12 protein-coding genes are annotated in these 15,352 nt (G+C 72.5%); 8 read left to right on the top strand and 4 right to left on the bottom strand.

The features are described from left to right. Positions 1-12 precede the first annotated feature (12 nt). Together GA0070618_RS24695 and GA0070618_RS24690 are read right to left on the bottom strand one after the other, a co-directional pair. Positions 13-1,713, bottom strand: a complete 1,701-nt coding sequence (locus GA0070618_RS24695) for a prenyltransferase/squalene oxidase repeat-containing protein (protein ID WP_088983753.1) — start codon at positions 1,711-1,713, stop codon at positions 13-15. Continuing rightward, positions 1,710-3,044: a phenylacetate--CoA ligase family protein gene (locus tag GA0070618_RS24690; RefSeq protein ID WP_088985808.1), complete on the bottom strand. Its 1,335-nt coding sequence runs from the start codon at positions 3,042-3,044 to the stop codon at positions 1,710-1,712. The genes GA0070618_RS24695 and GA0070618_RS24690 overlap by 4 nt, the downstream gene beginning before the upstream one ends. Positions 3,045-3,221: 177 nt before the next feature. On the opposite strand from GA0070618_RS24690, the gene GA0070618_RS24685 reads away from it, so the two are divergent. The 8 genes from GA0070618_RS24685 (at position 3,222) to GA0070618_RS24650 (ending at position 14,066) form a co-directional block, all read left to right on the top strand. Continuing rightward, a complete protein-coding gene (locus GA0070618_RS24685) occupies positions 3,222-4,175 on the top strand; it encodes an ATP-grasp domain-containing protein (protein ID WP_088983752.1) in 954 nt (317 codons plus the stop codon). Then, positions 4,172-5,554 carry an amidase gene (locus GA0070618_RS24680; RefSeq protein ID WP_088983751.1) on the top strand — a complete coding sequence of 461 codons (1,383 nt, stop codon included), beginning with the start codon at positions 4,172-4,174 and terminating at the stop codon, positions 5,552-5,554. The genes GA0070618_RS24685 and GA0070618_RS24680 overlap by 4 nt, the downstream gene beginning before the upstream one ends. Continuing rightward, complete coding sequence (locus GA0070618_RS24675) at positions 5,548-6,630, top strand: AMP-binding protein (protein WP_143740313.1); 1,083 nt, start codon at positions 5,548-5,550, stop codon at positions 6,628-6,630. The genes GA0070618_RS24680 and GA0070618_RS24675 overlap by 7 nt, the downstream gene beginning before the upstream one ends. Continuing rightward, positions 6,630-7,922, top strand: a complete 1,293-nt coding sequence (locus GA0070618_RS24670; RefSeq protein WP_088983749.1) for a hypothetical protein — start codon at positions 6,630-6,632, stop codon at positions 7,920-7,922. Before GA0070618_RS24675 ends, GA0070618_RS24670 begins: the two co-directional genes overlap by 1 nt. Then, complete coding sequence (locus tag GA0070618_RS24665; RefSeq protein WP_088983748.1) at positions 7,919-9,151, top strand: ATP-grasp domain-containing protein; 1,233 nt, start codon at positions 7,919-7,921, stop codon at positions 9,149-9,151. Before GA0070618_RS24670 ends, GA0070618_RS24665 begins: the two co-directional genes overlap by 4 nt. Further along, positions 9,148-10,428, top strand: coding sequence for an MFS transporter (locus tag GA0070618_RS24660; protein ID WP_088983747.1), 1,281 nt, complete (start codon positions 9,148-9,150; stop codon positions 10,426-10,428). The genes GA0070618_RS24665 and GA0070618_RS24660 overlap by 4 nt, the downstream gene beginning before the upstream one ends. Before the next feature lie 414 nt (positions 10,429-10,842). After that, on the top strand, positions 10,843-11,058 hold the full coding sequence (locus tag GA0070618_RS24655; protein WP_088983746.1) for a hypothetical protein: 216 nt from the start codon (positions 10,843-10,845) through the stop codon (positions 11,056-11,058). Between the two features lie 101 nt (positions 11,059-11,159). Then, complete coding sequence (locus GA0070618_RS24650) at positions 11,160-14,066, top strand: ATP-binding protein (RefSeq protein ID WP_088983745.1); 2,907 nt, start codon at positions 11,160-11,162, stop codon at positions 14,064-14,066. 19 nt (positions 14,067-14,085) lie between these two features. Here GA0070618_RS24650 and GA0070618_RS24645 read toward each other — a convergent pair whose 3' ends face one another. Further along, positions 14,086-14,565 carry a helix-turn-helix transcriptional regulator gene (locus tag GA0070618_RS24645; protein ID WP_197701629.1) on the bottom strand — a complete coding sequence of 160 codons (480 nt, stop codon included), beginning with the start codon at positions 14,563-14,565 and terminating at the stop codon, positions 14,086-14,088. Positions 14,566-14,684: 119 nt separating this feature from the next. Continuing rightward, complete coding sequence (locus tag GA0070618_RS24640; RefSeq protein ID WP_088985806.1) at positions 14,685-15,308, bottom strand: response regulator transcription factor; 624 nt, start codon at positions 15,306-15,308, stop codon at positions 14,685-14,687. Positions 15,309-15,352 lie beyond the last annotated feature (44 nt).

Raw genomic sequence — 15,352 nt, 5'->3', positions numbered from 1 at the left:
CAGGGACGGTGGTCAGGACAGGACGACGGCCGGCAGTGGACGCCGCCGGCGGGAGAGCCGTGTGCGGAGCAGCCCGCCGAGACAGTCGGCCAGCATGCCGCCACCGGTGGGTGCCAGTGGTGTCCAGGCGGTGCTGCCGTCCCGGTCCGTGCTGTCCAGGAACCGGGCAACGGGCGAACCGTCGAGTGGCAGGCCCAGACGGTCCGTGGTCAACACCGCCTCGTACGTGGAGAGCAGGTCCGGCATCCGGTTGCCCTCGTTGGCCCAGCCGCCGCCGCGCACCCGGTGGGCGGCGAGCAGCCGGGTCACCGCGGACGCGTCCGGGTGGCCGAGCGCCGCCAGCAGCCGGTGCGCCTGAAGGCCGGAGCGGAGCGTGGGACGGCCGCCCGGCACGGGGGCGTGCCCGGCCCCGGACGCGCACGAACGCACGAAGCCGAGCAGCCGCTCCGCGTCGAGGCCGCGGCGCGGCGCGACGCCGAGCAGCCGCAGGATCTCCGCCGCCGACACCGTGGACACCAGGTCGGACCCACGGCCCGACCAGTGTCCGAAGCCGCCGTCCGGATTCTGGAGGTCGACGATCCACCGAGCGATCCGCGACCGGCCCACGGCGTCGCCGGCGAAGGCGCCGGCGGCCAGCGCCCACAGGGTGCACCGCACCTCCGCACCGCGACCGGGCATGTACATGACTCCGCCCTCGTTGGGCAGTTGACAGCCTTCGAGCCAGGTCCTCGCCGCCGCGTCGCCGCCGCCGCCGTTCGACAGGATCACCGCGGCGGTGGTCAGCGCGTCCGCGGCCAGCGACGCCTCCCGGTAGGTGTAGCCACCGGGGCAGGCGACAGCGCGGATCCGGGCCACGACCGGCGCCTCGACGAGCCCGGTCGGTGCCCCCAGGGCGCGCAGGGTGCCGACCGCGCAGAAGGCGGCCCACACGTCCTCGACGGGGTAGCCGGCCCAGCGCACGAACGCGCCGCTACCGCCCCGCATCCCGAGCAGCCAGAAGATCACGGCGGCCGGGTCCCGGGGGGCCGCCCCCAGGGCGGCCAGGGCAGCCGTCGCCCGGTACGTCGCCCAGAGACAGGGCACCTCCGCAGCCTCGGTGAACCGGAATCCGCCGTCCCGGTCCTGCCTCCGGCGCAGCCAGGCCACCAACCGTGGCACGTCCCACGGCGGCGGGTCGCCGCTCCCGGCCTCCAGCCACGACATGACGCCGTAGTAGCACGCGCGCACGTCGGCGTCGCCGTGCTCCGCGTCGCCGGGCGTCCAGCAGAGGCCGCCGTCCGGCGACTGCAGGGCACGCAGCCAGCCGGTCAGCGCAGCCCGGTCCGGCACCGTGTCACCGCAGATCGTGCGCGCGGTACGGGTGGAGAAGTGGGTGGCCCAGACGTCGGGAGCCTGGCCGGGCGTCATGCCGTACGCCTCGCCGGACCAGGTGTCCCGCAGCCAGTCCCGGGTGCGGTCCGCCTGCGGTACCGCCTCCCCCAGCTCGGCGAGCGCCTGGGTGCAGTAGTAGGTGGCCCACGCGTCGGATGCCATGCCCCTGCTCCACGCGTACCCGCCGTCGGCGTTGCGTCGGCCGGTCAGGCAGGCCCGCACACCGGCGCGGTCGTCCACCGCGTCGGTGCGGCCGAGCCACGCCAGGGTGCGCACGGCTGCGTACGTGCACCACAGGTCGGCCTCGCCGCTACCGGCCGGGCCGCTGGCGACGCGGGTCATGCCGACTCCAGCACGCGCACGTTCGACCGCTTCCAGCTCTTCTGCGCGGCTCCGCTCTTGGTGTTGACGGGCAGGGTGTTGACGAAGGCCACCTGGTCCCAGGCCAGCCCGAGGCTCCGTTCGAAGACGTTCTGGAGGGCCTGGACCATCGCAGGCTCGCCCGCGCGATAGCCGTCGACCTCCCGTTCGAGCAGCAGGCGGGCCCAGGTGCCGGCGGCGTCCACCTCGATCAGGTAGCCGGTGGCGGTGGTGGCGGCGTACACGATCTCCTCCACCTGCCCCGGTGCGAGCGCCACACCCCGCACCTGCGTGGTGTCGGAGGCGCGGCCGTGTACCCGTACCAGCGGTGTGCGCCGGCCGCACGGGCAGCCGGTGGTCAGGGTCACCACGTCCCCGGTGTTGAGCCGCAGCAGCGGCCGGGCGTACGCGTTCAGCGGCGTCACCACCAGTTCGCCCGTCCCCGAGGCGGTGCCGGCACAGGCGCCCGCTCCGGCGGGGACCAGACCCTGCCCGGTCATCAGCTCGAAGTACGCGGCGGTGGGCAGCAGGTGCTGGTTGCCGGCCGTGCACGCGGCGGCCAGGGTGCCGGTCTCGGTGCTGCCGTAACTACCGTCCAGCGCCGTGGCGCCCCACCACCGGCCGAGCCGGGCCCGCAACGCCGGGGTGTTGACCTCGCCGAGCAGCATGAGTCGCCGTACGGAGTCGCTGAGCTTGTCCAGCATCCGGCGCTGTTTGGCCAGCCGGGTCCATTGCAGTGCGACCCCGGGAGCCACGAAGACCGTCGTGGGGGCGACGTTGCACCACAGGTCGGCAAGTCGGTCCCAGTCGAGGATGCCGGTGGTGAACGGGTACGCCCGGGTGTGCGCCACGTCGAGGTAGTCACACGCCTGGGCCACCAGGTCGCCGACCGGCACCACGTCCGAGGGCAGCAGGTTCAGCACCCGTTCGTCCGGCCGGTCGAGCAACTCCCGCCACGCCTCCGCCACCGAGACCGTGTTCCAGATGACGTCCTCGGCCAGCCTCGGCGTCGGCGTGGGCGCGCCAGTGCTTCCCGTGGTCTCGTAGTAGCGCAGCGCCGCGTTCGGCGCGACGGCGAGGAAGTCGGCGGGGCGGGCCTTGAGCTCCTCCCTGGCGGTGACGGGCAGCGCAGCGAACGCCGCCGGACTGTACCCGCCGATTCCCGCGTACGCCGGACTGTTCCCGGCTCGCCGCCAGACCTCGGCCAACTTACGCTCGTAGAAATGTGCGTCGGGAATCCGTCCGCCACTGCCGCACATTTCCCGGCGGGCCTGCGCCAGCACGTCGATGCGTTCCTCGTGATGCCAGATCATCTGCATACCTCGCTATTCCGCGTCGGTCCGGTGCGGACATTAACAGCGGCCACGACAGGTCGTCCACGATGCTTAAGAAATCGACCGCTGTCACGTAGCCACTTTGGCCAGCCTTAAGCGTTCCTTAAACGCCGGCCGGCATGCTGTGCGGGTCCCCGACCCAGACGGTGAGGTGTCATGGCTGACCAGCGCATCCTCTACCTTTTCCCCGATCGCAGCTCGGAGCTGCTACGGGCGTACGAGGAACAGGAATTCTGGCCCGACTACGCTGCCGGAGCAGCACGCGCCGGCCTCGACTTCGTCGTGGCGCCCCCGGATCACGTCGCGATTTCCGACGGGGTCGCCTACTACCGCGACGATGCGCTCTCCCCGGACCGCGACATCGTCGTCTACGGCGTACGTACCGGCCCGACCCACATTTCTGACCTGTGGACCGGAATTTCCGTCGCGACCTGCCTGGAGGCGATGGGTTTCTGGCTTCCCATTCCCATCGGCGCCGGCATCCTGCTCAACGACAAGTACGCCACGTTGGCCTCCTTCGCCGATTCCCCGGTGCCGGTGATCCCGACGGTGCGGCTGACCGCCGACCGGGACGTGCACCGCATCGGCCAGCACCGGCTGGTGCCGGACGAGTGGTTTCCGGTCTTCGTCAAGCCGACCGCCTGGAGCGGCGGGCAGGGCTGCGTGCCGTGCGCCGACCGGGCCTCGCTGGAGGCGGTGCTCGGGCTCGCGGCGGGCAGCGGCACCGGCATCGTCGTCCAGCCCTGCCTGGCCGACGTGGTCGCCGACACCCGGGCCATCGTCGTCGAGGGGAGGATCGTGGCGGCCGTCGACCGGCGGCCGAAACCCGGGTCGCACGTGGCCAACGTCAGCCGGGGCGGCTCGTTCACCGTACGGCGAGACCTCGAACCCGCCGTACACGAGTTGGCCCGCATGGTGTCCGACCGCCTCGACCTGCCCTACGTGTGCATCGACATTCTCCGCACCGCCGACGGTGGACTGTGGCTGTCCGAGCTGGAGGCCGACGGCGCGGTGTCCCGTCTGCTGTTCCCCCCGGACACCGTGCACGAGGTGGTGGCGACGCGCTTCGCGGCGTACGCGCGACGTCACGAACTCCAGGCGGCCCGATGAGCAGGGCGGCGGCGCTGCGCTACCTCGACCGCGCCCTGGTCGCCCCGCCCGACGAGCGGGCCGTGCCGTTGCTGCTCGGCCCGGTGGCCGGACGGGACACCGCGCTCGCCGACGCCGGCCTGGACCGGGCCACCTGGTCCGAAGCGCGTCGGGCGTGGGTCGCGCACGCGGACCGGCTCACCCGCGCACTGCGGTGGGTGGACCCGCTGGCCGACCACGGCGGCTGGACGGTGACCGTCAAGGACACGATCGACGTGGCGGGAGTGCCGACCAGCCTCGGTCACGCCGTCCACCGTCACCACCCTGCCGTCACGGCGGACGCCGCCGCGCGGCTCAGGGAGATCGGGCTGTCCGTGGTCGGCAAGGCCTACGCGACGGAGCTGAACATCGGCCCACCGGACCAGGCGCTCAATCCGGCCTTCCCGGACCTGTCGCCGGGCGGATCGAGCACCGGCTCCGCCGTCTCGGTGGCCGCGGGGATCAGCGACTACGCCCTCGCCACCGATGTCCTCGGATCCGCCCGGTGGCCGGCGGCGAACTGCGGGATCGCCGGGCTGCGCGTCTCCTGGCATCCGGCGCGCCTGGCCGGGGTGCTGCCGGTGTCGCCCACCCAGGACTCCATCGGTCTGATGGCCCGCACCGTCGAGGACCTCCGACTGCTGTGGCTGCGCGCACCGGTGGCCCCTCTGCCGCACCGCGGGCACACGGGCCGACCGGTGGTGGCGACGGTGCGGAACGCCGCCTCGGCCGCCCCGCCCATGGCAGGCGCGCAGGAACGGGTCGTGGACGTGCTACGCGACCTCGGCTTCACGGTCAGGGAGATCGAGCTCCCCGAGGCGATGTGGAGCGCCCGCGAGTTGGCCTGGGAACTCTGTGCGGCGGATGTCGCCGAGGTGGTCGCGGAGACGGAGGCCCGGCTCGGGATGACCATCTCCGCGACCGCCCGCGCGTCCCTGCGCGAGGCCGTCACCGCCGGCCGCCACCGTGAACTGCACGACGCGCAGCGGGAGTTCCGCGCGGCGATGCCCACCTTCCTCGACAAGACCGGCGTCGACGTCATGCTGCTGCCTGTGAGTCCGTCGCCGCCGAAGCGGGTGGTCGATCGGGCGGGTCGGCCGACGCTGCCGAAGCCCGCCGACGCCGACTACACCGACCGGATCGGCTACACGCCGATCGCCAGCTTCGCCGGGATGCCGGCGCTGGTGCTGCCGGCCGTCGTCGACGACGAACTCGGGCCGCTCGCCGTGCAGTTCGTCGGCCGAGCCGGCGGGGAAGGCGCCCTTCTCGACCTGGGCGTGGCCGTGGAGCACCGGTTGGGTGTGTCCGCGACGATCGCGGCCCGGGTCGCCACGACACTCACCGGGAGGTGGCCATGCTGATCGGATCAGCCCCCGTGCCGTTCGTCGCCGAGACCGGCCCGGGCGACGTCGCCGCCCTCAGTCGCGCCGCGACGGCCGGCAGCGGCGGCCAACTGGTCGCGAGCGGAGGCACCACCGGGCGGATCAAGGTGACCTCGATCGCACATCACCAGGGTGTCCCCCGGTTGCTGCGTGACTGGCGTCCGCTGGGCCCCGGGGACGTGCTGCTCAATCTGTTCCGCCCCGGCCGGCTGTGGGGCGCGCACTACTTCTACAACGCCCTGGCGGCCGGCTGTGCGGCGTCCGTGCTGCCGATGGGACCGGTGGCGGCGCACGACCTGCCCGACTGGTGGGACACTCTCGCGGACACCGGCGTGACCGCCTTGGCCGGGGCACCGAGCGTGCTGGCCGAGTTCGCCGCGGCCGCCGCGCCGTTGCGCCCCACCCTGCCGGTGCGCACCGTCATCTGGGTCGGCGAACCACTGACCACGGCCCGGCGGGACGCGATCCGGGCGGCCTTCCCGGACGCCGGGCTGTGGGGCAACTACGGCTCGATCGAAACGTACGTGATCGCGGTCAACGATCCCGCCTGCGACCCGGCCGTCCTGCATCTGCTGCCCGACCAGGTGCTCGAGGTCGACTGCGACGGCACCCTGCTCAGCCGGCACGGCGAGGGTTGGCCGGCGCCGGCTCAGCGGTACCGGCTCGGCGACCGGGTGACATCCGCCGCCTGCCCGTGCGGCCGGGGCGACGGCCTACGGGTGCTCGGCCGGGCCGACGATCGCGTCAAGTTCTTCAACACCCTGCTGTGCCTCGGCGACCTGCTCGAGGCGGCACGCGAGGCGCCCGGTGTCGCCGACGCGCAGCTCGCGCTGACCATGGACCCACGCGACGCGTCCAGCCTCGCCGCCGTCGAGATCCGCTACCGCGGCGGTGCGGCGCCGGGTCTGCGCGAGTACGTCCTGCGTCGGGTGTACGCCCTCGACGCCATCGCCGGTGCCCAACCGGATGCCGTGCGGTTCGTCCGCGTCGACCGGCTCGCCCACAACGACCGGACCGGAAAGATCACCCCCTACCTGACCCTGGAGCATCCCTGATGACGACCACCACCGTCGCCGGGACACCCCTGGCGGAGAACGCGCTCACCCGCGACCTTCTCGCCGATGTCGGCTCGATCGACACGGCCGCCCCCGCGTTCGGCGGTACCCACGCCTGGCTCGGCCGGCCCATCTTCAACCGCCCGGCGTTGCTCGAGGCGGACACCGCCGCCTCTCTCGGACGTGACCTCCGGGTCTTCCTCGACGTCCTGCGCTCGCTGCCCGACCGGCTCTTCGACGGCGAACCGGCGGCGCTGGCCCGAGCGCTGGGTCTACCCGAAGCGCAGGCTGCCGCGTCGGACGTGTCCGCTCGGGAGCTGCCGTCGATCGGACGGGCCGACCTCGTCCAGGACGCCGCCGGTTTCCGCCTCGTCGAGTTCAACACCAGCAGTTCGCTCGGCGGCTGCGAGATCGCCGAGATGAACCGGGCCATGCTGGCGGATCCGGCCTTCGCCGTGTTCGCGGCCCGTCACGACCTCACCTACCGCGACCCGATCGCCGGGATGCTCCGGACGTACCCGCCCTCGGCGCACCCGATCGCGGTGCTGACCTGGCCCGGCGGGAGCCACGACCATCTGACGCTGTTCCTGGCCGCACTGGCGGCGGCCGGACACGAGGCGTTCGCCTGCCGGGCCGGGGAACTGGCCTATCAGGGCGGGGTCCTGACCGCCGGTGGACGACGCGTCGACCGGGTCTTCCGTACCTTCCAGCTCGGCCGGCTCGACGGCTCGCCCGAGGCGGACGCGCTCGTCCGGCCCCTGCTGCGCGCCGCCGACGACGGCGCGGCGACCCTGCTCGCGCCGTTCGCCGCAGACCTGTACGGCATCAAGGAGTGCCTGGCGCTGCTCGCCGAGGACGCGTGCCGGCAGGCCCTCACCGCCGACGAACGGGAGGTGGTGGACCGGCTGCTGCCGTGGACCCGGCGGCTGGACCGGGGTCTCCTCGACCACGCCCGTGAACACCGGGAGGAGCTGCTCCTCAAGCCCAGCACCGGGTACGCCGGCCGGGGCATCACCGCCGGCTGGATGGTCGACCCCACCACCTGGAACGAGCGTCTCGAGGCGGCCCTGTCCGCACCGCACGTCGTGCAGCGCCGGGTGCGGCCGGTCGCCGAACGCTTCCTCGACGCCGACGGGCGGGCGGTGCCCTGCCTCCTGAGCTGGGGGGTCTTCCTCACCGACGGCGACTACGGCGGGGCCTTCGTCAAGGGCATCCCCGGCGCCGGTCAGGACATCCGCTTCCTCGGCGACGGTTCGTACGTCGGCTGCGTGTTCCACCGGAAGGCCCGATGAGACGCCCCGTCGGCGTGGTGGTGGACGCCTACACCACCGGGAACCTGCTGCCCGCCGCGTTCGCCGCGCACGGTGTCGATCTCGTGCACGTGCAGGCCGCGGAGCAGATGCACGACGCCCTGCCCGGCCCCGACCTGACCGCCTTCGCCGACAACATCGTCTTCTCCGGTGACGCGCTCCCCCGCCTCCGAGCCCTCGACCCGATCTGTGTCGTGGCGGGGCAGGACTCCGGGGTGGCTCTCGCCGACCGGCTCAGCGAAGAGCTCGGCCTGCCGACCAACGGTTCGGCGTCCTCGCCGCTGCGCCGCGACAAGTACCGGATGGTCGAGCAGCTCCGCGCCGACGGGCTGCGTTGCGCGCGCCAGTTCCGCGCGGCGGACCCCGCCGACCTGGTGTGCTGGATCAAGGAGAACACGACGTACCCGGTGGTGGTGAAGCCCGTGCGGTCGGCGGGGACCGACCGGGTCCGGATGTGCCACGACGACGCCGCCGTCGAAGCCGCCGCCCGCGCGGTGCTCGCCGCGCCCGACGTGTACGGCGCCGCCAACACCGATGTTCTCGTGCAGTCGTACCTGCCCGGCGAGGAGTACATCGTGGACACGGTCAGCCGCGACGGCCGGCGGTTCGTCTGCGGGGTGTGGCGGTACCACAAGCGTCTCGTCGCCGACGGGCGGCCGGTCTACGACCGGGACGTCCTGCTCGACCCGTCCGAACAGCCGGTGCCCGAGCTGATCGCGTACGTCGACGACGTGCTGGCCTCGCTCGGCGTCCGCCACGGATCGGCGCATGCCGAGGTGATCGTCACGCCGGACGGTCCGGCGTTGGTGGAGATCGGCGCGCGGATGAACGGCAACATGAATCCCGGGTTCCACGACGTGTGCCTCGGGCACAACCAGGCGTCGCTGACCGCCCTGGCGTACGTGGACCCGGAGCGTTTCCATGCCCGGCACGCCGGCCGGGTCTACTCCCCCACCCGGCCCGCGATGGTGTGCAACACCAGCACCGATCGGGCCGGGTTGGTGGCGTCGGTCGACGACGGCGTCCTGGCCCGGATAGCCGCCCTGCCGACGGTGCACGCCGTCGCGGTCAAGCTACGTCCCGGCGACCTGATGCGTCCCACCCGGGACCTGCTCACCTCTCCCCTGCGGATCTTCCTGACCGGGGACGGCATGGCCGAGGACTACGCCGTGATCCAGGACCTGAAGGACGAGGTGTTCACGCTGCGATGACCACCTCGACCACGCCCAACCTGTGGCGACACGCCGACTTCGTCCGCTACTGGACCGGGGAGAGCATCGCGCGCCTCGGTGTGCAGATCACCGCTCTGGCCCTGCCGCTACTCGCCGTGGTGGACCTCGGTGCCACCCCCGTGCAGGCCGGTCTCCTCAACGGCGCGCAGTTCGCGCCCTACCTGCTTGTCACCCTGTTCGCCGGTGTGTGGGTGGACCGGGTACGTCCCCGGCCGTTCCTGATCGCCACCAACATCATCCGGGCGGGGCTGCTCGCGCTCGTGCCCGCCTTCTTCGTCGCCGGGGTGCTCACGATCCACCAGCTGTACGTCGCCGGCTTCGTCATCGGCACCCTCGCCGTCCTGTACGACCTCTCCTCCTCCACCTACCTGCCGTCGCTCGTGGAACGTGACCTGCTCACCGCCGCGAACAGCCGGGTCCAGGGCAGCGTCTCGGCGGCGCGCATCGGGGGTCCCGGTCTCGGTGGCCTGCTCGTGCAGGCGGTCTCCGTACCGGTGACCCTGTTCGCCAACGCCGTCGTGCACCTGATCTCCGCGCTGGTCCTGGTGACGATCCGGCACCGGGACCCGGCACCTCCGGCGCGGACGCGCACCGGGGTCGTCGCGGAGATCGGCGCCTCGCTACGGTTCGTGCGCGCCGACCCGTACCTGCGCGTCTGCGCGTTCCGTGCCGGCTTCAACAACCTGTTCTTCATGGCGATGCAGACGGTCTTCCCACTCTTCGTCATCCGCTCGCTCGGCGCGGACGCGGCGACGGTCGGGCTCGTCCTGGCGGTCGGCGCGGCCGGATCGCTGATCGGTGCCGTCCTCGCGGCGCGCGTCGGCAACCGGCTGGGTCCCGGGCCGGCCATCGTCGCCGGTTTCGGGGTCGGCTCGTTCGCGCAGGCGCTGATCCCTCTCGCGGGTGGCCCGGACTGGCTGGTACTGACGGTGCTCTTCGGGTCGTTCCTGCTCGGTGGCATCGGCACCACGATCGGCAACGTGCACCTGGCGACGCTCACCCAGAGCGTCACACCGCGTGCCCTGCTGGGACGGACCACGGGTGCCCTGCGCTTCCTCACCTGGGGAACGATGCCGCTCGGCGCGCTTCTGGGAGGTTGGCTGGGAGACCTGGTGGGTCTGCGCCCGACGCTGGTGATCACCGCGCTCGGCTTCACCGCCTCACTACTGCTCGTCCTGAACTCCCCGGTCGCCCGGCTGCGTACGCTCCCACAGCCGTCGGTCCCGCAGGACGCCGCCGTCGCCGGACGAGACTGACGGACGTCCGGCCGGGATTGAAGAAAATGCGTGTCGAACACTCATGCCCTTCGACCGTCCCGGCCAGGACGATGAGCGGGTGAGTACGGGGCCGCTTCCGGAAACCGCGAATATCCTGCCCGACCAGGACCTCACGGTCCCGGCATCGAAAACGGTCGAACTGGCTGCCGACGGCGCGACGGCCGGGTCGGGTTCGCCCTGCACCGGCCCGCCGCCGCACCGGCGTCGGAGCGGTTACGGCCGGTGGACTCTTCCGGCACGGGTGAGACCGGCTAGTGCGGTGGCGCGACAGGGCGGCTGGTCGCTCAGACCGTAGCGCGGAGGTCCTGTTCTCGCCGTTAACGGACCCACCGATGTGTCCGAGCTCCGACCGTCAGGTCAGGCCGTGCCCCCATCACGTCAGGAGGAAGTTCGATGTCCGCCAAAGACTCGTTCGCCGGCCAGGACGACGCGGTCGACTCGCCGGGTCGACGCCCGAACGGCCGTACCGGCCTCCCCTTCGGGCTGCGCGCCGCCGTGCTCGCCGGTCTGATCGTGGCGACCGCGCACGGCGTACCGGCACAGGGACCCACCGACGCTCCCGTACGGGTGTTCATGGAGACCGGGACGGGCTGCTGCCCCGAGCACTAGATCGCCGCCCAGCCATGACGGGAGGGGCCCGACCGCTGGGCCCCCCATCGCCGTCCGCACGGCCGTGGACACGCAGCGTGCCACGACACTAACGTCTAGCTGTGGGGCTACGTTCATCGACCATCGTGGGCCGCGACAACGAGCAGCGAGTCATCAAGTCAGGACTTCTGGCTGCCCGGTCGCGCCGTGGCAGCGCCGTGTTCCTCGTCGGCGAAGGCGGCATCGGCAAGTCGCGACTCGCCGCGGCGGCCGCCGACGCCGCCTACGGCTCGAACATGCGCCTGATGCGCGGACGTAGCAGCACGACCGGGCCGTTGGTGCCGTACCGACCGCTGACCGAGGCGGTCCTGTCCCTACTACGGGCCGGCGATCCCGTCGACATCGATGCGCTGGGTCCGTATCGACCGGTCCTGGGTCGCCTGGTGCCGGATCTGCGCCCCGCTTCCACCGAGCACGGTGACGCCTCGCTGGTCATCCTCGCCGAGGCCGTGCTCCGCCTGATGGCGCTGGCCGGCGGGGAGACCGGGTGCCTGCTGACGCTGGAGGACCTGCACGACGCCGACCCGGAGACGCTCGGGGTGACCGAGTACCTCGTCGACAACATGTCCGACCTGCCGGCGTTGCTGCTCGGCACCCTCCGGCGCGACCCCTGTCCGGCGCTCGACCTGGTGCGGTCGATGGCCCAACGCGGGCACTGCGTGCTGCTCGAACTGGACCGGTTGGACCGGTCGCAGGTGCATCAGATGATCGCCTCCTATCTCGCCGCGCGCCCGCAGGACGTTCCCGACGCCGCCACCGACCTGGTGTGGGCCGGCAGTACCGGCAACCCGTTCCTGGTGGAGGACCTGCTGACCGGCATGTGCGACACCGACGTCCTGGTCGAGACTTCGACGGGGTGGCGGATCTGCACGGACGCCCTGGCCAACCGGCCGGACACGTTCGTCCGTAGCGTGCGGCGTCGGATCGAGCAGCTCTCCGAGCGTGCCCGAGAGCTGATCATGGCGGGTGCCCTGCTCGGCTGCCGGTTCCCGCTCACCGTGGCGCAGGCGGTCACCGGGATGCCCGATCGCGAACTGCTCACCCACCTCCAGGGACCGTTGGCGGCGCAACTGGTGGTCGCCGACGAACAGATGCCCGACTGGTACCGGTTTCAGCACCCGCTCATGCAGGAGGCGTTGACCAGCCTGCTGGAGCCCACCGAACGGGCGCGGCTGGCCCGGCGGACAGCCGATGCGGTCACCGAGGTACATCCCGGTCTGCCGGGCGAGTGGTGCCAGGTCTCTGCCACGCTGCGTTTGGCTGCGGGCGAATTCCTCACCGCGGGAAGGCTCTTCGCCGAGGCGGGGCGGAGATGCCTGGCCGAGGGGGCCGCCGGCTCGGCCGTCGCTTTGCTGGAACGCGCCTGGGAACTGCTCACCGACGACGATCCGGGGAGCCGCGCGGACGCGTTGGAGTCGCTGATCCACGCATTGGCCGAGGCTGGCCGGATCGACCGGGCGCTGGCCTTCGTGGAAGCCGTCGAGCAGGTGTCGGGGGTCCTCGACCACCGACGACTCGCCCGCTTGCACACCCGGCTGGCCTGGGCCGCGATGCTGGCCGGCCAGTCCGCGGAGGGACTCGCCCGGGTCAGGGCCGCTCGCGCTCTGCTCGGCCCGGACCCGCTGCCCGCAGACGTCGTGACCGTCGACGTGGTGGCCGCCCACCTGGAGCTGGACCTGCCGGGCACCGACCGTCTCGACCGTGTGGAGGCGATGACCCGGCAGGCGGCGGCCGTGGCCGAGGAGGTCCCTCTGCCGGTGGTCGCCTGCCAAGCCTGGCAGCTGCTGGCCGCGCTGGTCCGCCAACGGGACCCGGACGACGCCACCGCGTGCCTCGAGCGCAGCAGGGCCATCGCGGCAGAGCACGATCTGCCGATCTGGGACATCCACGCGCTGGTGCGCCTGGGAAACGACGACGCGCTGCGCGGCGCCAACACGGATCGACTCGAGCAGGCCAGGGTGCAGGCCACCCGCATCGGCGCGGTCACTGCCCGCTATCAGGCCGAGGCGAGCATCGCCCTGCAGGCCATCCTCCGCCACGAGTTCGACCGGGCGGAGGCCCTCATCGACGAGGTGTGGACAGCGACCAGCAGGCTTCGCCTGCTGGAGACCGCCGAGTACGTCCAGCTGCTGCGCGCGGTTCTGCACGCCCACCGGGGCCGACGCAAGGACATGGACGCCGCTCTGGACGAACTGGCCGGCGTGCACGGCGACCAGAGCCGGAACCGCCCACGCATCCACGGGCTCGCCCGCGCCTTCTGCGCACTGCTCGAGGAGAACCGGCCCCGGGCGGTGGAGGAGATGTCGCGGGCTCTCTCGGCGGCGGACCGCAACCCGACCACCTTCCTGCTCTTCGGGCGGAACGGGCTGCACCTGCTGCTCATGGCGCTGCACACCCGGCCACGCGAGGCCGGGTCGGTCGAGCAGGTGCCGTTGAGCGCGTTCGGGTGGGACCGCCAGTTCGCCCTCTTCGCTCGGGCTGTCCGGGCGGGGCAGGCCGGAGACGTGCAGCGGGCCTGCGCCGCCGTTGACGAGGCGGTGCGGGTGGGAGAGCCGTATCCGATGGGCCGGCACCTGGGCCTGCGGTTGTGCGCGGAGGCCGCCCTGGCGGACGGGTGGGGTGACCCGGTCGACTGGCTGCGCACCGCCGAGGAGCACTTCCACCGCACCGACGTGCCCGCTGTGGCCGGCGCCTGTCGTACCCTCCTGCGCGCCGCCGGCGTCCGGGTGCCGCAACGCCGGGTGGGCACCCACCAGGTGCCCGGGGCGCTACGCGCTGCCGGGGTCACCGTTCGTGAGTTCGAGGTGCTGCAACTGCTCGTCGAGCGGCTCAGCAACCGGGAGATCGCCGGCCGGCTCCACCTGTCGCCGCGGACGGTGGAACGACACATCTCCAACCTGATGATCAAGACCGGGCTACCGAACCGGCTCGCTCTCGGCGAGTTCGTGGCCCGGGGATACCAGGATTGAGGCCGAGATCCCGCCGGGCTCACACCAGACCGGTGCGTACCGCGCGGGCCACCGCCTGGGCCCGGTTGCGGGCCTGCAGCCGGGCCATCAGCTCGTAACCGGCGTTCTTGACGGTGTGCTCCGAGCAGCCCAGTCGCCGGGCGATGGCGGCGTTGCCGTGTCCCTCCGCCATCAGCGCCAACACGTCGACCTGCCGGGCGGTCAACCGCGACGACACCGACGGACCGGCCGACGCGCCCAACAGCCGGACGACGGCCTCCGACGGCAGCCGCGCCTCCCCGTTCAGTGCCGCCCCGAGCGCCGTGACCAAACTCCTCGGACTCGCGTCGGATCGCCGCAACATGGTCCGCACCCCAGCGTCGACGGCGGTGCGTACCGCCGCCGGGTCGAACACGTCGGCCACGAGCAGCACGGGCCGATCCGGCCGGTTCGCGTCGTGGTGTCGGCACAGCGCCAGGGCCCTGTCGACCGTCGCGGCGGCAGTGACCAGAACCTGCACCGGACCATCCACCGCCTGCGGAGCGACATCCGGTCTGGCGCACAGCGCCGCCAGCAGTCTCCGGCCCGCGCCCGGGTCGTCGGCCAGCAATCCCACTCTCAGCCGGCTCCCCGGTCCGTTCACAGCAGCCCCGACCGGAGCGCGTACGCCACGGCGTGCGCACGGTTGCGCAGCCGGAACCGGCGGGTGATGTCGTGCACCACGCCGGACACCGTACGGATGGAGTAGCTCAACTCCCGGGCGATCTCGCCGGTCGCGCGGCCCTCGGCCACCAGGTGCAGAACAGCTCGTTCCCGCTCGTCGAGGCCGACACCGTCGGAGGTTCCGCGCACTGCCCGGACGGACGGGCGGCCGGGGTCCGGTTCGAGCAGCAGGGCCAGCATGTCCGGCGGCATGGAGCAGTCGCCGTCGGCGGCCGCGAGGACGGTACGGGCGAGGCGAGCTGAGCTCGCCTCACGTCGCCGGACCAGCCCCCGGGCACCGGCCGCAACCGCGTGCAGCGCCTGAGCCTGCGTGAAGTCGCTCGCCACGAGTACCACCTCGGACCGTCCGCCGGTGTCGCGCACCCGACGGACCGTGTCCAGGGCGAGCGGATCCACCTGGTCGACGAGCACCACCGCCACGTCGGCCGGGCCGTCCCCGGACACCAGAACCAGATCCGGATCTTCACGCAACGCGGCCGTTGCCCCGGCCGCCAGTACCGGATCCGAAGCGAGGACGCTCACATACACCGGATCACCCATGGCCCCCTCCACCCGCCCGCACACCACTTGTCAGTGGATCCAGC

The organism is Micromonospora echinospora (genome assembly GCF_900091495.1).
GTDB classification, from domain to species: domain Bacteria; phylum Actinomycetota; class Actinomycetes; order Mycobacteriales; family Micromonosporaceae; genus Micromonospora; species Micromonospora echinospora.
This window is presented reverse-complemented; position numbering and strand designations above follow the sequence as displayed.